Source organism: Streptomyces sp. NPDC041108, assembly GCF_055592645.1.
Genome location: NZ_JBVIYK010000004.1, coordinates 505,751 through 522,954, shown reverse-complemented (window position 1 = coordinate 522,954; position 17,204 = coordinate 505,751). Strand labels below are relative to the sequence as shown.

General features: G+C 71.8%; 13 protein-coding genes. 9 read left to right on the top strand and 4 right to left on the bottom strand.

All coding sequences use genetic code 11. The annotated features are described in order from the left end of the window. Nucleotides 1–142: 142 nt before the first annotated feature. The 3 genes from ACZ6BB_RS15505 to ACZ6BB_RS15495 all read left to right on the top strand — a co-directional run bounded on the left by ACZ6BB_RS15505 (nucleotide 143) and on the right by ACZ6BB_RS15495 (nucleotide 3,376). Entirely contained in the window at nucleotides 143–1,411 is a 1,269-nt protein-coding gene (locus tag ACZ6BB_RS15505) for a glycosyltransferase family 4 protein (protein WP_471615693.1), read from the top strand. After that, nucleotides 1,411–2,244, top strand: a complete 834-nt coding sequence (locus tag ACZ6BB_RS15500) for a hypothetical protein (protein WP_471615745.1) — start codon at nucleotides 1,411–1,413, stop codon at nucleotides 2,242–2,244. Before ACZ6BB_RS15505 ends, ACZ6BB_RS15500 begins: the two co-directional genes overlap by 1 nt. A gap of 121 nt (nucleotides 2,245–2,365) precedes the next feature. Next, nucleotides 2,366–3,376 carry a helix-turn-helix transcriptional regulator gene (locus ACZ6BB_RS15495; protein WP_471615692.1) on the top strand — a complete coding sequence of 337 codons (1,011 nt, stop codon included), beginning with the start codon at nucleotides 2,366–2,368 and terminating at the stop codon, nucleotides 3,374–3,376. Here the strand turns inward: ACZ6BB_RS15495 and ctaD are convergent. Continuing rightward, complete coding sequence (gene ctaD / locus ACZ6BB_RS15490) at nucleotides 3,285–5,015, bottom strand: aa3-type cytochrome oxidase subunit I (protein ID WP_471615691.1); 1,731 nt, start codon at nucleotides 5,013–5,015, stop codon at nucleotides 3,285–3,287. The two genes, ACZ6BB_RS15495 and ctaD, sit on opposite strands and share 92 nt — an antisense overlap. 377 nt (nucleotides 5,016–5,392) lie before the next feature. Between ctaD and ACZ6BB_RS15485 the strand changes: the two genes are divergently transcribed. After that, a complete protein-coding gene (locus tag ACZ6BB_RS15485; protein WP_471615690.1) occupies nucleotides 5,393–5,608 on the top strand; it encodes an I78 family peptidase inhibitor in 216 nt (71 codons plus the stop codon). A 205-nt stretch (nucleotides 5,609–5,813) separates the two neighbouring features. Here ACZ6BB_RS15485 and ACZ6BB_RS15480 read toward each other — a convergent pair whose 3' ends face one another. Together ACZ6BB_RS15480 and ACZ6BB_RS15475 are read right to left on the bottom strand one after the other, a co-directional pair. Beyond that, nucleotides 5,814–6,848, bottom strand: coding sequence for a phosphatase PAP2 family protein (locus ACZ6BB_RS15480; RefSeq protein WP_471615689.1), 1,035 nt, complete (start codon nucleotides 6,846–6,848; stop codon nucleotides 5,814–5,816). A gap of 239 nt (nucleotides 6,849–7,087) precedes the next feature. Further along, a complete protein-coding gene (locus ACZ6BB_RS15475) occupies nucleotides 7,088–8,281 on the bottom strand; it encodes a glycosyltransferase family 39 protein (RefSeq protein ID WP_471615688.1) in 1,194 nt (397 codons plus the stop codon). Between the two features lie 338 nt (nucleotides 8,282–8,619). On the opposite strand from ACZ6BB_RS15475, the gene ACZ6BB_RS15470 reads away from it, so the two are divergent. Beyond that, nucleotides 8,620–10,230: an MFS transporter gene (locus tag ACZ6BB_RS15470; RefSeq protein WP_471615687.1), complete on the top strand. Its 1,611-nt coding sequence runs from the start codon at nucleotides 8,620–8,622 to the stop codon at nucleotides 10,228–10,230. Nucleotides 10,231–10,330: 100 nt separating this feature from the next. Beyond that, nucleotides 10,331–11,521 (top strand): acyl-CoA dehydrogenase family protein, encoded by a 1,191-nt coding sequence (locus tag ACZ6BB_RS15465; RefSeq protein ID WP_471615686.1) that lies wholly within the window; start codon nucleotides 10,331–10,333, stop codon nucleotides 11,519–11,521. A 53-nt stretch (nucleotides 11,522–11,574) separates the two neighbouring features. Here ACZ6BB_RS15465 and ACZ6BB_RS15460 read toward each other — a convergent pair whose 3' ends face one another. Beyond that, on the bottom strand, nucleotides 11,575–12,018 hold the full coding sequence (locus tag ACZ6BB_RS15460) for a cell division protein SepF (RefSeq protein ID WP_383886526.1): 444 nt from the start codon (nucleotides 12,016–12,018) through the stop codon (nucleotides 11,575–11,577). Between the two features lie 303 nt (nucleotides 12,019–12,321). On the opposite strand from ACZ6BB_RS15460, the gene ACZ6BB_RS15455 reads away from it, so the two are divergent. From ACZ6BB_RS15455 to ACZ6BB_RS15445, 3 genes are all read left to right on the top strand, one after another. Then, nucleotides 12,322–13,536, top strand: a complete 1,215-nt coding sequence (locus ACZ6BB_RS15455; RefSeq protein WP_471615685.1) for a DUF5685 family protein — start codon at nucleotides 12,322–12,324, stop codon at nucleotides 13,534–13,536. 383 nt (nucleotides 13,537–13,919) lie between these two features. Beyond that, nucleotides 13,920–15,731: an FAD/NAD(P)-binding protein gene (locus ACZ6BB_RS15450; RefSeq protein ID WP_471615684.1), complete on the top strand. Its 1,812-nt coding sequence runs from the start codon at nucleotides 13,920–13,922 to the stop codon at nucleotides 15,729–15,731. 58 nt (nucleotides 15,732–15,789) lie between these two features. Beyond that, complete coding sequence (locus tag ACZ6BB_RS15445; RefSeq protein ID WP_471615683.1) at nucleotides 15,790–16,830, top strand: LLM class flavin-dependent oxidoreductase; 1,041 nt, start codon at nucleotides 15,790–15,792, stop codon at nucleotides 16,828–16,830. Nucleotides 16,831–17,204: the final 374 nt, after the last annotated feature.

Genomic DNA, 17,204 nt, shown 5'->3' with positions numbered 1-17,204 from the left:
GTTCCGGCACAAATTGATGATGCCTTCCAACCATCCCCGGGGACACCGGGTCTAACCGGATGGTGGTGGACCAGCACCGCCATGGACGGATGACCGGGGAAATCAACGGATGACCAGGGAAATCAGGGGATTCGGGGGACGCATGCACATTTCATTCCTCATACACAACGCGTACGGCATCGGGGGAACGATCCGCACCACGTACAACCTCGCGAACACCCTGGCCGAACAGCACGACGTGGAGATCGTCTCCGTCTTCCGCCATCGTGACGGGCCGGTCTTCGACGCCGACCCGAGGGTCCGGCTGCGCGGCCTCGTCGACATCCGGAAGGGCGGCGCGGACCAGGGGCACGCCGACCTGGAGCGCCCCGCCAAGGTCTTCCCGCGCGCCGAGGGGCGTTACGGCCAGTACAGCGCCCTGACCGACCGCCGCATCGCCGAGTACCTCTCCTCGGTCGACGCCGACGTCCTGGTCGGCACCCGCCCCGGGCTGAACGTGCACATGGCCCGGCAGACCCGCCGCGGCCCGGTCCGCGTCGGCCAGGAGCACCTCACGCTCGACAGCCACTCCCCGGCCCTGCGCGCCACCCTGCGCGGTGTCTACCCGCGGCTCGACGCGCTCACCACGACCACCGAGGCCGATGCGCGCGCCTACGGGAAGATGCGCCTGCCCGGCGTGCGCGTGCGGGCCGTGCCCAACCCGGTGCCCGCGCCGGGCATCGACCCTGCCGACGGCTCCGGCAAGTGGGTCGTCGCTGCCGGGCGGCTCGCGCCCGTGAAACGCTACGACCTGCTCGTGCGGGCCTTCGACAAGGTCCGCCGGGAGCGGCCCGACTGGCGCCTGCGGATCTACGGCAGCGGCAAGCAGAAGGACCAGCTCCGTTCCCTCGTCGACACGATGGGCCTCTACAACCACGTGTACCTGATGGGCCCCGCCACCCCCATCGAGCCCGAGTGGGCCAAGGGCTCCATCGCGGCCGTCACCTCCAGCCTGGAGTCCTTCGGCATGACGATCGTGGAGGCCATGCGCTGCGGGCTGCCGGTGGTCTCCACCGACTGTCCGCACGGCCCCGGCGAGATCATCGAGGACGGCGTCGACGGCCGTCTGGTCGAGGTCGGCAGCGTCGAGGCCATCGCCGACGGTCTGCTGGAACTCATCAACGACGACGACAAACGGCGGCGGATGGCGCACGCCGCGCTCCAGGACTCCGAGCGCTTCGACCCGGCCCGTATCGCCGAGCGGTACGAGACGCTCTTCGGCGACCTTCTCGTCCGGGGCGGCGCCTCGCCGGTGGGCCGGGTCCGCGGATCACTGCACCGTACCCGTGGCGCTCTGCTCGGCAGTGCGTACGCCGTTCGGGATGCCGGACGTTCCGCGCGTTCCGCGATCAGGAAGGGCCGCACGGCATGATGACGTCGGCTCCGCGGCAGCCCACGCGCCGCGACGACCCGGGGGACAGGGGCACACCGCCGCGCGCCGACTGTGTCGCCGACTTCGCCGGCGGCCTGACCTTCGACATCGCCGACCCGGGGGTGACCGACGCCGCCCACCTCGTCCTCCACCTGCGCGGCGGCGACCGCAGGACGCGCCTGCCGCTGACCCCGGCCGGCAACGGCCGGCTGCGGGCCGCGCTGCCCACCGGCACGGACCTTTCCGAGGGCCGCTGGGACGTCTACCTCCAGGTCGCCGACGACGAGCCGCACCGGCTCGCCCCCGGCCTCAACGACCTGCGCTCCCTCGTCGACCGCGCCCCGGCCCCCGCCGCGGGCCGGGTCGCCGTCCGCATCCCGTACGGCACCAAGCACGGCAACCTCAGCATCCGCAGCTGGGAGCGCTCCCCGCACGCCGAGGCGGGTGCGCTCCACATCGGCGACGCCGGACTGGAGGTCACCGTCCGCGCGTACGGCGCCGATCCCACGCCCGAGGCGTACGCCGAGTTCACCGACCGGACGGGGGCCGTGCCCGCCCTCCGGGCCGGCCTCACCCCGGACGACCGGGGCGGCCTCCGCTTCACGGTGCCCTACGGCGAGCTGCGGGCCGGCACCTGGGACCTGTGGCTGCGTCCGCGGGGGGAGTCCGGCCCACGGGCGCGCGTCGCGCGGCTGCTCGACGACATCGTCGAGAAGACTCCCGTCCTCGTCTATCCCGGGAAGCGGGTCGAGACCGGGCACGGTCCGGTGACGGCAGCGCCGTTCTACACGGCGGACAACGACCTGTCCGTCACGGTCGTCGCCGCGAGCTGAGCGGGGCCGAGGCGTCCCCCGGCGGGCCGGCCCGGGGACGGGGCCGCATGTTCCGCGGTGGTCGCATGTTCCGCGGTGGTCGAGGACACCACCTGTCCTCGACCACTGCCAGACTCCTCCCATGTTGGAGACATCGGCACGGCTGCTCCGCCTGCTCTCGCTGCTGCAGGCCCACCGCGAATGGTCCGGCTCGGAACTGGCCGGCCGCCTCGGGGTCACCGCGCGCACGGTCCGCCGCGACGTGGACCGGCTGCGCGAGCTGGGCTACCCCGTCAACGCCAGTCCCGGCACGGGCGGCGGCTACCAGCTCGGCGCCGGGGCCGAACTCCCGCCGCTGCTCCTCGACGACGAGGAGGCCGTCGCGGTGGCCGTCGGGCTGCGCTCGGCCGCCGGCCAGGGCATCGACGGCATCGGCGAGTCCTCCGTCCGCGCCCTCGCCAAACTCGAACAGGTGCTGCCGCACCGGCTGCGCCGCCGGGTGGGCGCCCTGAACGCCTTCACCGTGCCGCTGCTGCGCGGCCCGCAGCTCTCCGCGGTCGACCCCGGGGTGCTCACCGAACTCGCCAACGCCTGCCGGGACGCCGAGCGGCTGCGCTTCGAGTACCGCGACCACGGCGGCACCTCGACCCGCCGTACCGTCGAGCCGCACCGCCTGGTGTGCACCGAGCGCCGCTGGTACCTGGTCGCCTGGGACGTCGACCGCGCGGGCTGGCGCACCTTCCGCGTCGACCGGGTCACGACCACACCGCCGCACGGCCCGCGCTTCACCCCGCGCGAGCCGCCCGCCGAGGACCTCGCCGCGTACGTCTCACGCGGGGTCTCCACGACCGTGTACGCCGCGCACGCCGTCGTACGGCTGCTGGTGCCCCTGCACGAGGCCGTCGAACTGATCTCGCCCTCGGCGGGCACCCTGGAGGAGTACGACGAGCACAGCTGTCTGTTGCGTACCGGGGCGCCGAGCCTGGACGTGATGGCCATTCACGTGATGATGACCGGCGTCGACTTCGAGGTCGTCGAACCGGCGGAGCTGACCGGAACCATCAGGACTCTCCGGGACCGTCTGTCGGCCGTTCTTGACCGAACCGGGGATGCGGCGTCCGCTCCTGGCCCTTCCGCGTCTGGGGCGGCGTGATCGCCGCGAACCTGGGGTGGTGCAGGTCGAACGCCGGCGCCTCGGAGCGGACCCGGGGCAGGGTCACGAAGTTGTGGCGCGGCGGCGGACACGAGGTCGCCCACTCCAGCGACCGGCCGTAGCCCCAGGGGTCGTCGACGTCGACCCGCACCCCGTACCGGGACGTCCGCCAGACGTTGTACAGGAACGGCAGGGTGGACAGGCCCAGCAGGAACGCGCCGATCGACGAGACCGTGTTCAGGGCCGTGAAGCCGTCGGCGGCCAGGTAGTCGGCGTACCGCCGGGGCATGCCCTCGGCGCCCAGCCAGTGCTGCACCAGGAACGTGGTGTGGAAGCCGACGAACAGCGTCCAGAACTGGATCTTGCCGAGCCGTTCGTCGAGCATCTTCCCGGTGAACTTGGGCCACCAGAAGTAGAACCCGGCGAAGGTGGCAAAGACGACCGTGCCGAAGACCACGTAGTGGAAGTGCGCGACCACGAAGTACGAGTCCGTGACATGGAAGTCCATCGGCGGCGACGCCAGGATCACCCCCGTCAGACCGCCGAACAGGAACGACACCAGGAAGCCGGTCGCCCACAGCATCGGTGTCTCGAAGGACAGCGAGCCCTTCAGCATCGTCCCCGTCCAGTTGAAGAACTTCACCCCCGTCGGCACGGCGATCAGGAAGCTCATGAACGAGAAGAACGGCAGCAGCACCGCGCCCGTGGCGAACATGTGGTGCGCCCACACCACGATCGACAGCCCGGTGATCGCCATCGTGGCCCCGACCAGCGTCAGATAGCCGAAGATCGGCTTGCGGCTGAAGACCGGGATGATCTCCGTGATGATCCCGAAGAAGGGGAGGGCGATGATGTAGACCTCGGGGTGCCCGAAGAACCAGAACAGGTGCTGCCACAGCAACGCGCCGCCGTTGGCCGCGTCGAAGACCTGCGAGCCGAACCGCCGGTCCGCCTCCAGCACCAGGAGCGCGGCGGCGAGCACCGGGAACGCCATCAGGATCAGGATCGACGTGAACAGCGTGTTCCAGGTGAAGATCGGCATCCGGAACATCGTCATGCCGGGCGCGCGCATCCCGATGATCGTGGTCAGGAAGTTCACCGCGCCGAGGATCGTGCCGAAGCCGGACAGTGCCAGCCCCATGATCCACATGTCGGCCCCGATCCCCGGTGACCGTTCCAGGCCGTTCAGCGGCGCGTAGGCGAACCAGCCGAAGGCGGCGGGCCCCGACGGCACCAGCAGCGAGCCGAGCACGATCAGCCCGCCGAACAGGAACAGCCAGTACGACAGCATGTTCAGCCGGGGGAAGGCGACGTCGGGCGCGCCGATCTGCAAGGGCATGATCTCGTTGGCGAACCCGGCGAAGGTCGGGGTCGCGAAGAGCAGCAGCATGATCGTGCCGTGCAGCGTGAACAGCTGGTTGAACTGTTCGTTGTCCACGATCTGTGTGCCCGGCCGGGCCAGTTCGGCACGCATGACCAGCGCCATCACACCGGCCGCCAGGAAGAACAGGAACGACGTGACCAGGTAGAGGTGGCCGATCTTCTTGTGGTCCGTCGTGGTCAGCCAGTCGGCCGCCAGCCGTCCCGGCGCCTTCGCCCGGACGGGTCGTGCCACCGCCTGTGCGGTCTCGGTCCCCATCGCTCGCCCCTTCGCCGCCGCGTCCTGGGCCCGTGCCGCACGCCATGATGCTCGCGCCCCCGTGGCTCCGACAGGGGGCGTACGGGGGAAGTGTGCGGGAACCGTGTATTTCCCATGAGGTGGGGGCTTCCGGCAGCCGTCCGGGAATCAGTGGGAAAAGGCTGGACATGCACCGGACATACACGGCCCGGCCTGCTTTCCGACGGGCTATTCGCGATGGTGTCGAAGCGGCCGGGAATTCCGTCCGGCAGCGCGGGCGACGCGTAAGGAACCGCTCGAACGTGTGACTGCGTTGGGCCGAAACGGGTGTCGTGGTTCTGTGACAGAAGCGTGACTGCGGGAGGACAGGGAAGCTCCGGCCGCCTACCGTGGCGGCCATGGCACCGATTCCCAACCCCTCCGAAGAGCCCCGGGACGACCCTGACGCGTACGTCGGACTTCAGGCGCCCGACGCCGAGCGCCGAGCCGTGGAACGCGGCTGGTCCACTGTCAGAAAGCTGCCGCCGGGCGCGATCGTCACGATGGAGTACCGCTTCGGGCGGCTGAACCTGGAGGTCGAGGACGGCCGGGTGAAGCGCGCCTGGAAGGGGTGAGGGACGGCCCCGGCAGGCGCGCCTGGAAAGGCTGAGGGACGGCCCCGGCAGGCGCCTGGAAGGGCTGACGGACGGCCGGGAGACGCGACCGGAAGGGCTGAGGGACGGCATCCGGACGCGGGACGGACGAAGGCCCGGCTCATGGGGAGCCGGGCCTTCGTCCGTGCGGGGCATGGGCTGTGCGTACCGGCCCCGCTGTCTCGTGTCAGCCGCCCGCGACCGGCCGGGCCGGGGCGGCGTTGTGCGCGACCCGGTCGGCGTGGGGCGGCCTGCGGGAGCCGTTCGGGGTGACCGGAGCCCTCTCCGACCTGGTCAGATGCGGTCCGGTGGACAGATGCAGCGGCACGATCGGCGGGTGTGCGGCGCGGGCCGCGACTCCGGTGTCCCGCAGTCCCGCGGGCTCCTCGACGGGTCCGCGCGCCACGGCCGTTCCGGCGGGTGTGGCGGCGGGTGCGGGTGCGGGCGCCGGCACCGGTGCCGTACGGCGGTCGCGCCAGGTGTCGCGCAGCGAGAGGATCCGGGCCTCGGCGCGGGCGATCAGCGGCTCGAACCAGGGCAGCGCCAGCATGATCAGCAGACCGGCGGCCCAGCCCAGCAGGACGTCGCTCAGCCAGTGCGTCCCGAGGTAGACCGTGGTGAGGCCGACCCCGAGCGAGATCACGGCGGACAGCGCGGAGAGCCAGCGCCGGGCCCTCGGCGTCGACGCCAGATAGGCCAGGATCCCCCAGGTCACCACGGCGTTGGCGGTGTGTCCCGAAGGAAATATGTCGCCGCCGAGCCACATCTCGTTGGAACCGATCTCGGTGGCGTAGTGCGGGCCGAGCCGGCCCATGCCGATCTTGGCGGCGCCGACCGTGATGTTCAGCAGCAGCAGCGAGACACCGAGCGCCAGCATCGGGCGCAGGGTGTGCTGTCTCCAGGAGCGCCAGCCCAGCCAGGCGGCGACCATCACGGCGGTGGGGCCGCGCTGGCCCAGGACGACGTAGTAGTCCAGGAAGGCGTGGATCTGCTGCCACTGCTGGTACGGCCGGAAGAACATGATCTGCCAGTCGAGGCGGACCAGCCACGAGGTGATCACGACGGCCCACACGATGGCCACGTAGAAGGCCAGGGTGGAGGCGAAGAGGACCACCCGGTGGCGGGTCATCACCGGCACATCGATGTGAGCCGGTCGTTCCGGCTCACGGTCCAGCCTGGAGAAGACCCGGTCCAGACGGGTCGGCTTTGGTTCGGTACGCACTCAATCGACGTTACAGCGAGTGAGCTCCGGCGCGACGTGAATCACCGGGTTTGTGATGACGCCGTGATGTGGGATTCCTCTCATAATGATGTTTATTTCTACTGATTGGCGAATCGTTGCGCCACTTGGCCTTCAATTCCATGGCCTCTTGCCGGGCGGCCGTTTTACGCCCCTTTTGAATTCGTTAACCGAATGCTTGCGTGGAATTACCCGTTCGCTCGCGGTCCGTCGCCGGCCGGTCAGGGCGGACCCGAGCCGTTCAGCCAGAACGCCCCGTAGAGCGCCGACGCCACCCCGGCGGCCCCGAGGATCGCCGCTGACCTGGGCACACGGGTCCGGGCGAGGACCCGGGCGAGCGGCAGCAGCAGGGGGAAGGCCGGGAGCAGCAGCCGGGGCTTGGAGCCGAAGTAGCTCGACGCGCACAGCGCCAGCGCGGTGACGACCCCCGCGTAGACCAGCAACGGCAGCGGCTGCCCCTGCCGTACGCACACGACGTACAGCCAGACGATCAACGCCACTCCGATGATCAGCCCGACTCCCGCCAGGGCCGACGGGAACGACGTGAACTTGTCGGCGACGAAACGCGCGAAGGCGTACCCGCCGTCGAAGCCGTTGCGCCAGCCGGCCTGGACGTCGAGATAGCCGAGCGGGCCCCTGCCCGTGTGCCGGCCGACCCACAGGACGTAGCCGAGGGCCCCCAGAGGTGCGAGGAGCATGCCGAGGGCGCGTGGTGCAAGGCGTGCGCTGCTCGATGCCTCCGCACTCCGGTTCCGTACGGACGGGGGAGCGGATGCGGGCCGCCGGTCCCGTAGGTACGACACGATCGCGGCCGCCCAGAGCGCCGCGACCACCGAGACCCCCACCGGCCGGGTGAGCCCGGCCAGGGCCGCCAGCGCGCCCGCCGCCACCCAGCGGCCGGTCAGGACGGCGTACAGCGACCAGGCGGCCAGCGCGGTGAACAGCGACTCCGTGTACGCCATCGACTGGACGATGCCCACCGGCAGCACGGCCCACAGCAGCACGGTGCAGACACCGGCCCGCCTGCCGTACACATGGTCGGCGACCGCGAAGATCCCCCAGGCCGCGGCGAGCGAGGCGAGTGTGGCGACGGCGAGGCCGGCATGGGCGTACGACAGCGGGGTCACCGCCGACACCCCCCGCTCCAGCCACGGGAGCAGGGGGAAGAACGCCAGGTTCGAGTGGACGTCGCCGTTCGGCAGCCGCACCTCGTAGCCGTAACCGAGTTCGGCGACGCGGGTGTACCAGAGCGAGTCCCAGCGGGCCGACAGCAAGGTCAGGGCGCTCTTGTCGCGTGCCGCGCTCCACCCGGCGAGGGCGAGGAGGCCCAGGGCGCGCACGGCGGCGTACCCGAGGAGCGCGGGGGCGGCCCGCCGCACGGAAGGCGGCGCCGGGCGCGTGGCAAGATCGGTCACGCGCTCGATTATCGGCGGAGTCGGGAACCGGCCGGGCCGGGGCCGTGTGGTGGGTCCCTGACGGACGGTGGCGGACGAGCCACGCACGACCCACGGACGAGTGATGAGGGAGTCATGGAGGACCGGTGGACGGGCCCGGGGCGTGGCGTACGCCACACCGCGCACGAGGCTTCCATGAGACACCCGCCACGCTGCACCCGCCGCGACTCGCGTACGCTGACGGCTCGCTCGCCTTTCGTTGCGCGGGTCCGGGACGCCGCTCCTCCCGGGCCGTGGCCGCAGGGGAGTCCCCGCCCCGTGGTTCCGCCGAACGCGAGAGCATTCTGGGAGGTACGTACATGTCCGGGACGCCCACGGCCGCCGCACGACGCCGTCCGGGCACCGGGGCCGGTGCCAACCGCTGGGTCGTCCTCGTCGTCCTCTGCGTCAGCCTGCTGCTCGTCGCCGTCGACGCCACCGTGCTGCACGTGGCGGTCCCCGCCGTCACCGAGGACATCAGGCCGAGCGGCATGGAGCTGCTCTGGATCGTCGACGTCTACCCCCTGGTCTGTGCCTCGCTGCTGATCCTCTTCGGCACCCTCGGCGACCGGGTCGGCCGCAGACGGATCCTCCTGCTCGGATACGCCCTCTTCGGCGTCGCCTCCGGGCTCGCCGCCCTCGCCGACAACCCCCAGGTCCTGATCGCGGCCCGCGCCCTGCTCGGTGTCGGCGGCGCGATGATCATGCCCGCCACGCTGTCGATCCTGCGCCAGGTCTTCCCCGACCGGCGCGAACGGGCGCTCGCCATCGGCGTCTGGAGCGCGGTCGCCGCCGTGGGCGCGGCCGTGGGACCGCTGCTCGGCGGGTTCCTGCTGGAGCACTTCTGGTGGGGCTCGGTCTTCCTGGTCAACATTCCGCTGATGCTGGTGAGTCTGCCGATCGGACGGCTGCTGCTGCCCGAGTCGACGGGCGACCACGACGGCCCCTGGGACGTGGTCGGCGCCCTGATGGCGGCCGCCGGTCTCTTCGGCGTCGTCCTCGCGGTGAAGCGGCTCGGCGGCGGGCACCCTCCGTTCGACCCGGGTACCGCGCTCGCCCTCCTCGGCGGCGGCGGGCTGCTGGCCGCGTTCGTACGACGGCAGCGGCGCCGGACGCATCCACTGGTCGACCTGCGGATGTTCGCCCGGCCCGCGTTCAGCACCTCGGTCGGCTGCATCGTCCTCGCGATGCTCGCCCTGGTGGGCCTCGAACTGATCGCCGCCCAGTATCTGCAACTCGTCCTCGGGCTGTCCCCGCTGGAGACCGGGCTGCGCCTGCTGCCGCTGACCGTCGCCGCGATGGCCGCGGGACTCGTCGGCTCCCATCTGCTGCACCGCTTCGGGCCGCGCCGCATGGTCTGTCTCGGCTTCTGCCTCACCGCCTTCGCCGTCGTCCTGCTGACGGCCATGGGACGGCACGACAACGCGGGGCTGCTGCTCGCCGGGTTCGTGCTGCTGGGCTTCGGCCTGGAGACGACCCTCTTCGGCGCGTACGAGTCGATGCTGAGCGAGGCCCCGGCGTCGTCGGCGGGCGGGGCGGCGGCGATCGGCGAGACGTCGTACCAACTGGGCGCCGGGATCGGGATCGCGCTCCTCGGGAGCGTGATGAACGCGGCGTACGCGCCGGGGCTGGCGTCCGTCCCGGGGGTGCCCTCGTCGGCCTCCGCCGCCGCCGGGCACTCGCTCGGTGAGGCGTACGAGGTCGCGGACCGGCTGGGCGGCCCCTCGGGAGAGGCGCTGCGGCACGCCGCCCGGGACTCCTTCGTCCACGGTCTGCACATGACGCTGCTGGTGAGCGCGGCACTGCTGGTGCTCGGCGCGGTGATGGCGCTGAGGCTGCCCCGGGGGATGGAGTGCGGGGCCGCCGCGGAACTGCCGGGGCCGCGGGAGGCCGAGGCGGCGCCGTCCGTGCGCGCGGAATCGCTCCACTGAGACGCCGCGGACTCTCGGGGTGTCCGGTCGGTACAGCCGGGTCGTCCGGCCATGGGTAGTGTGCTGAGCATCGCTAGTTTTACGAGCCGGAGGTTGTCCCATGGCCGCGCCCGCGAAGTCGCCGTCCTTCGACCCCGCCGATTTCCTCGGCCTCGACGAACTGCTGGACCCCGAGGACCTCGCCGTGCGGGACACCGTGCGGAGCTGGGCGGCCGACCGGGTCCTGCCGCACGTCGCCGACTGGTACGAGCGGGGGGAGCTGCCCGGCATCCGGGAACTGGCCCGGGAGCTGGGCGCGATCGGCGCGCTGGGGATGTCGCTGGAGGGATACGGGTGCGCGGGAGCCAGCGCCGTGCAGTACGGGCTGGCCTGTCTGGAGCTGGAGGCGGCGGACTCGGGGATCCGGTCGCTGGTCTCCGTGCAGGGGTCGCTCGCGATGTACGCCGTCCACCGCTTCGGCAGCGAGGAGCAGAAGCAGGCGTGGCTGCCGCGCATGGCCGCCGGTGAGGTCATCGGCTGCTTCGGGCTCACCGAGCCCGACCACGGGTCCGACCCGGCGTCGATGCGTACGTACGCCAAGCGGGACGGCGGCGACTGGGTCCTGAACGGCCGGAAGATGTGGATCACGAACGGGTCCGTCGCCGGGGTCGCCGTGGTGTGGGCGCAGACCGAGGACGGTGTGCGGGGGTTCGTCGTACCCACGGACACGCCTGGGTTCTCCGCGCCGGAGATCAAACACAAGTGGTCCCTGCGTGCCTCGGTCACCAGTGAACTCGTCCTGGACGACGTGCGGTTGCCGGCGAACGCCGTACTGCCGGAGGTCAAGGGACTGAAAGGCCCGCTGAGTTGTCTCTCGCACGCCCGTTACGGAATCGTGTGGGGCTCCATGGGGGCCGCGCGGGCCAGTTTCGAGTCGGCCGTCGCCTACGCGAGGACCCGCGAGCAGTTCGGTAGACCGATCGGCGGATTCCAGCTCACCCAGGCCAAACTCGCCGACATGGCGGTCGAGTTGCACAAGGGGATTCTGCTCGCCCACCATCTGGGGCGGCGGATGGACGCGGGACGGCTCCGGCCCGAGCAGATCAGCTTCGGCAAGCTGAACAACGTGCGGGAGGCGATCGAGATCTGCCGTACCGCCCGGACGATTCTCGGCGCGAACGGGATCTCCCTGGAGTACCCGGTGATGCGGCACGCGACGAATCTGGAGTCCGTGCTCACCTACGAGGGCACCGTCGAGATGCACCAACTGGTGCTGGGCAAGGCGCTCACCGGTCTCGACGCCTTCCGGTGAGCCGCGCCGGATGACCAGGGCACCGAGAGGCAGGGCCGACGAGCGGCCCTGCCTCAGCTCTGGTTGAAGAAACCGTCGACCGGACGGCTCGCGACCTCGCCGCTGACGATCTCCGTGTCGGCCGGGGTCAGCAGGAACACGCGGTTGGACACCCGCTCGATCGAGCCGCGCAGACCGAAGATCAGGCCGGCCGCGAAGTCGACGACCCGCTTGGCGTCGGCGGGCTCCATGTTCGTGAGGTTCATGATGACCGGGACGCCGTCCCGGAAGAGTTCGCCGATGTGCCGGGCGTCACGGAAGCTGTCCGGCGTGACCGTGCCGATCCGGCGGCCGTGGTCCTGCGCCGACTCGGACGCCACCTTGACGCGAGGGTCGGTGACCCAGGCCTCGCCGGAGCCGGCCTCCCGCTCATCGGCGTAGTCGTCGTCGTAGTAACGCTCGTCATCGTTGTCGTCGACGAGGCCAAGCCAGGCACTCGCCTTGCGCACCGATCCCATGGACGCCTCCTCTCGCAGCGGTCTTTCGTGCTTTCCGCATCCCTATCGTCGTCCATGATGCGGATGTCTCGCCAAGTGGATAGACGCCGCACGGGGGTTTCGTGACGGTACTGGTGCAGAACGAATTCGTCGAGAGTCCATGTGCCCCAAGGGCTCCGCTGTACACACCTGCTGACAGGGAGTGAAATAATATTGTTCGTGGCGTTTGGGTGAGTCGGGGGCCGTCCGGGTGAACGTTCCGGCGGCTACGATGCCGCGACGCCGGCGAGCGCGCGGCGACAGGGCGAGACACGGGGGAGTGTCGTGTTCGGAATAGTGAGGCCCTGCGGTCATCGCCTCGGCGAAGGGCTGCGCACCCAGTGGATGGCGCATCTGTGCGGTCTCTGCCTCGCATTGCGCACGGACCACGGGCAGTTCGCCCGGGTCGTCACCAATTATGACGGTCTGCTGGTCTCGGTTCTGACGGAGGCTCAGGCCGAGCGCGCCACCGCCGGGCGGCGCACCGCCGGGCCCTGTCCGCTGCGCGGGATGCGCACCGCCTCCGTCGCACACGGCGAGGGCGCGCGGCTCGCCGCCGCCGTCTCGCTGGTGCTCGCCTCGGCCAAGGTCCGTGACCACGTCGCCGATGGGGACGGACTGCTCGCGCGCAAGCCGGTGGCGCGCGCCGCGCGCCGGATCGCGACGAACTGGGGGCGCGCGGGGGCGCGTACGGGATCGGACATCGGGTTCGACACGGCCGTGCTGGTCGACGCGGTGGACCGGCAGACCGGCGTCGAGGCGCTGGCCGGACCGGGCACCCCGTTGCTCGCGGTCACCGAACCGACCGAGACTGCCACGGCGGCGGCCTTCGCGCACACCGCGGTCCTGGCCGGACGGCCGGGCAACGCCGAACCGCTCGCCGAGGCCGGACGCCTCTTCGGACGGCTCGCCCATCTGCTGGACGCGGTGGAGGACCGGGCCGCCGACGCCGCCGCCGGAGCCTGGAACCCGCTGACCGCCACGGGGACCTCTCTCGCCGAGGCCCGGCGGCTCGCCGACGACGCCCTGCACGGCATCCGGCTCGCCCTGCGCGAGGCCGACTTCGTCGACGGCGGGCTCGCCCATCTGCTGCTGGTGCACGAGTTGCGCAGGTCGGTGGACCGGGCGTTCGGGGCGGTGCCGGTGTGTGCGAGCCATCAGCACGGCGGGGTGCCGGGTCCGGGAAATCCGTACGCGGGCGGCGCCGGTGACCCGTATGCCGGAGCCGGCGGCAATCCCTACGCCGGCGGCGGTGGGAACCCCTTCGGCGGTGGCAGCGGTGGCGGGGGCGGTGGCTTCGGTGTGCCGCAGCCGCAACCGCCGCGGCGTCGGGGGCTCTGGGCGGGGTGCGGGATGTTCACCCTGCTGTGCTGCACCTGTCAGCTGTGCTGTGCGAAGGAGTACGAGGGTCCCTGGTCCCGGAAGAAGCGCGAGGGCTGCTGCCGGGACTGCGACTGTGACTGCTGCGATGCGTGCGAGTGCTGCGGTTGCGACTGCTGAGGAGAAAGAGGGAACGCGAGGGGAGGGGTGCGCGTGTGAAGGCCAAGAGGGAGAACACGAACGGCGCCCCTCGGGGATCGGGGCGCGCGGTGGGGTCGGCTCAGCTCAACAGGAGGAGGACCACACTCGACCGAGGTCGATGTGGGAGCGCTTGACCAGCCACTGCTGCGGATGCATGGAGCAAGTGGAACAGGCATCCGAAGGCGAGTCAACCGACCTGAGAGGTGACGCTCACAGTTCGGACACCCTTGACAGCGAGGGGAAAGACAGCCGTACTCTCGGCGCAGACCGCTGCTGAGGGGCTCGGTCCCCCGCGTCCGTCCCCTCGGACGCGCCCGTGTGAAGGCACCCGTGTTCGCCTCGGACATCACGGAGCCTTTCGCATGCCGTCTGCCTCTTCCTCTCACTCCCCCCTGCCCCTCCCGCGCCCCTCCCTGGTGATCGTCGGGGCCGGACCGCGCGCCACCGGACTGATCGAGCGGATCGCCGCCAACGCCGGTGCGGTGTACGCCGGCGCGGGCTTCGACATCCATCTCGTCGACCCGCATCAGCCGGGGGCCGGGCGTATCTGGCGGGCGGACCAGTCGCCGCTGCTGTGGATGAACTCGCAGGCCGAGGACATCACCATGTTCACCGACGAGTCGGTGCGGATGGACGGACCCGTCCGGGAGGGGCCCACGCTGCACGAGTGGGCGGGGCTCGACGGGCGGCTCTTTCCCGACCGGCGCATCCAGGGCGAGTATCTGCGCTGGGTGCACCGCAACGCCGTCGCCGACCTTCCCGAGGGAGTCGCGGTCCACCACCACCCGCGGCGGGCGCTCCGGGTGAGCGGACCGGCCGAAGGGCGTCAGCAGGTGTGGCTGGACGGGCACCCCCGCCCCCTGCTCGCGGACCTCGTCATCCTCGCGCTCGGTCACCTGGACGCCGAACTCGACGACGAGCAGCGGGAACTGGCGGAGTACGCCCGCGCCCACGGACTGGTCCACATGCCCCCGGACTTCACCGCCGACAGCGATCTGTCGCCACTGGCCCCCGGGGAACCGGTGCTCGTGCGGGGCTTCGGGCTCGCCTTCGTCGACCTGCTGGTGCTGCTGACGGAGGGGCGCGGCGGACGGTACGAGGGCGACGGGGCGGGGGAGTTGACGTACCGCGCCTCGGGGCGGGAGCCCGTGCTGTACGTCGGGTCGCGGCGTGGGGTGCCGTACCACTCCAAGATCGGGTACGACCTGGACGGGGAGCGGCCGCCCCTGCCGAGGTTCTTCGGGCCGGCCGAGGTCGACGAACTGCTGTCGCGGGCGGCCGGGTTCGACTTCCGGGGCGATGTGTGGCCGCTGGTGGAGAAGGAGCTGGGGTTCGCGCACTACCACCGGCTGTTCACGGCCCATCCCGAGCGGACGGCCATGGCCTGGGCGGACTTCGAGGAGAAGTACGCGGCGGTGGAAGCGGGGGAGCGCGCGGTGCTGGTGGCGTCGGCGGTGCCGGACACCGCCGACCGGCTGGACCTGGCCGCGCTGGACCGTCCGCTGCAGGGCGTGAGATACGCATCGCACGAGGAGTTCCAGGCCGGGCTGCGCGGCTATGTCGAGGCGGACCTGGCACGTCGCCACGACGATTCCTTCAGTGCCGACCTGGGGGTCTTCTTCGGACTGCTGTCCGTCTACGGGCAGTTGATCCGGCTCGGCGACGTCGGGACCTGGTGGCACGGGTTCTTCAGCTTTCTCGCCTCCGGACCGCCGGGTCCCCGGCTGCGGCAACTGCTCGCCCTGTCGCGGGCCGGTGTACTGAACTTCGTCGGCGCGGACATGGGGGTGGCCGCCGAGGGCGGGGTGTTCCGGGCGTCCAGTCCCACCGTGCCCGGGGTCTCCGTCGAGGCGCGGGCACTGGTCGAGGCGCGGCTGCCGGAGCCGACGGTGGCGCGGGTCCGCGACGGGCTGCTGCGCGAGCTGTACGACGCCGGGGGGATCGTCGAGACGGCGGAGGGGCTGGTCGCCGTCGACCCCGCGGACGGACGCGTGCTCGACCGGGCCGGACGCCCCCACCCCCGGCGCTTCGCGCTCGGGCCCTACACGAACAGCCGTACACCGGGGGCCTTCACCCGCCCGCGTACGGGCGGTCCCGCCTTCCGGCAGAACGACGCCACGGCTCGGGCCGTACTCGCGTTCCTGCGCGACCTGGAGTGCCGTGCGGCGGCGTGAGGGGGCCGGGGGTTTGTCGGGTGCGGGACGGCGGAGCAACGGAGAGGGGTCGGTCGGTATGGGGTCGTCGTACGGTCGGGGGCGGCTGCACCTGGCCGCTGCCATGGATCAGCGTCCGGGGCGTGACGCGGGGGCGTTCGTGGAACTCGCCCGGCTCGCGGAGCGGGGTGTGCTGGATTTCGTGACGCTCAAGGACATGTTCGGGCGGGCGGGGCCGGACGCGTCCGCGGTGCTGGCGCGGGTGGCGCCGGAGACGGGGCGGGTCGGACTGGTGCCGGCCGTGGCGACGGGTCACACCGAGCCCTCGCCGCCCCCGGACGCCGTGGCGACGCTCGACTGGGTCAGCCGGGGCCGCGCCGGGTGGTGGACCGAGGTGCCCGGCCCGCGGGAGGGGCCCCGGGCCGGCACCGGTGCCCGCGTCGACGGGAGCGGGCGGTTCGCCGGCCGGGAGGAGGCGCACCACCTCGCCTTCGAGGGTGCCGAGGGTGCCGACGGCTCCGCGGCTTCCGTGCGGTGGCCCTCGATGGTGCCCCGGTCGCCGCAGGGCCACCCCGTACGGGTCGTCGACGCGACCGAGGGGGAGAGCCGTGACACCGCCGCCCGTCACGCGGACGTGGCCCTGCTGAGGGTCGCCGATCCGGCTCGCGCCGACGCCGTACGGGAGGAACTGCGGGACATGGCGGTCCGGTTCGGGCGGGACCCCGATGAACTGCGGGTTCTGGCAAGTCTCGGAGTGGATCTCGGTGGCGGCGAGCACGCGGCCGTGCCGGGGCACGGCGGGGGAGGGCCGCGGCAGACCGCCGCCGGTCCGCTGTACCGGGGCGGGCCCGTCGACCTCGCCGAGCTGGTCGCCGCCTGGCACCGGGCCGGGGCCGTCGACGGCTTCCACCTCGTCCCCGTCGAGCCGCGCCGGGACCTGGAACGGCTCGTCAACGGGACGGTGGCGCTGCTTCAGCACCGTGGCCTGTTCCGGACCTTCTACCCGGGCAGCACGCTCCGCGAGCACCTGGGCCTGGCCCGGCCCGCGGACCGGTACGACGTCAGGGAGAGAGCGGCGGGAGGCGGGGCGGGGAAGGCGAGGGGGGCGGCGAAGGGCTGAACGGCCCAACGGACGACTTCCGGACACCCCCGGGCGGTGGACCCGCGTACTCCGACCGGGCGCCCCGGAGGGTGTCCCGCGCCGCGGCCGACGATAGTGGTGCTCGACGCTCCCGGGCCCTGCGGCCTGCTCCGACGACCCGTCATCCGGCCCCGCCGGGAGCCGATCAGGATCTGCACATAACCCGCACATATGGCCTGACGGGGTCAACTGGAGTGGAGGGCGCGCCGGTTGGGCTTCCGAGAGGCCGAAAGGCACCCTTGCGTGGGTCGGCGGTACGGCCGAATACTTCCCCCCAGCGCCTTGTCAGGGACACGGCGTGTCCGGAATCCGGACCGTCGCCCTGATCTGCGCCTCACGGGCCCCGACCCCAC

Coding starts and splice junctions, on each gene's coding strand:
- ACZ6BB_RS15460 (WP_383886526.1), bottom strand. CDS start 12,018: ATGGGATCGGTGCGCAAGGCGAGTGCCTGGCTTGGCCTCGTCGACGAC.
- ACZ6BB_RS15485 (WP_471615690.1), top strand. CDS start 5,393: ATGGCACCGATTCCCAACCCCTCCGAAGAGCCCCGGGACGACCCTGAC.
- ACZ6BB_RS15465 (WP_471615686.1), top strand. CDS start 10,331: ATGGCCGCGCCCGCGAAGTCGCCGTCCTTCGACCCCGCCGATTTCCTC.
- ACZ6BB_RS15505 (WP_471615693.1), top strand. CDS start 143: ATGCACATTTCATTCCTCATACACAACGCGTACGGCATCGGGGGAACG.
- ACZ6BB_RS15470 (WP_471615687.1), top strand. CDS start 8,620: ATGTCCGGGACGCCCACGGCCGCCGCACGACGCCGTCCGGGCACCGGG.
- ACZ6BB_RS15450 (WP_471615684.1), top strand. CDS start 13,920: ATGCCGTCTGCCTCTTCCTCTCACTCCCCCCTGCCCCTCCCGCGCCCC.
- ACZ6BB_RS15445 (WP_471615683.1), top strand. CDS start 15,790: ATGGGGTCGTCGTACGGTCGGGGGCGGCTGCACCTGGCCGCTGCCATG.
- ACZ6BB_RS15500 (WP_471615745.1), top strand. CDS start 1,411: ATGACGTCGGCTCCGCGGCAGCCCACGCGCCGCGACGACCCGGGGGAC.
- ctaD (WP_471615691.1), bottom strand. CDS start 5,015: ATGGGGACCGAGACCGCACAGGCGGTGGCACGACCCGTCCGGGCGAAG.
- ACZ6BB_RS15495 (WP_471615692.1), top strand. CDS start 2,366: ATGTTGGAGACATCGGCACGGCTGCTCCGCCTGCTCTCGCTGCTGCAG.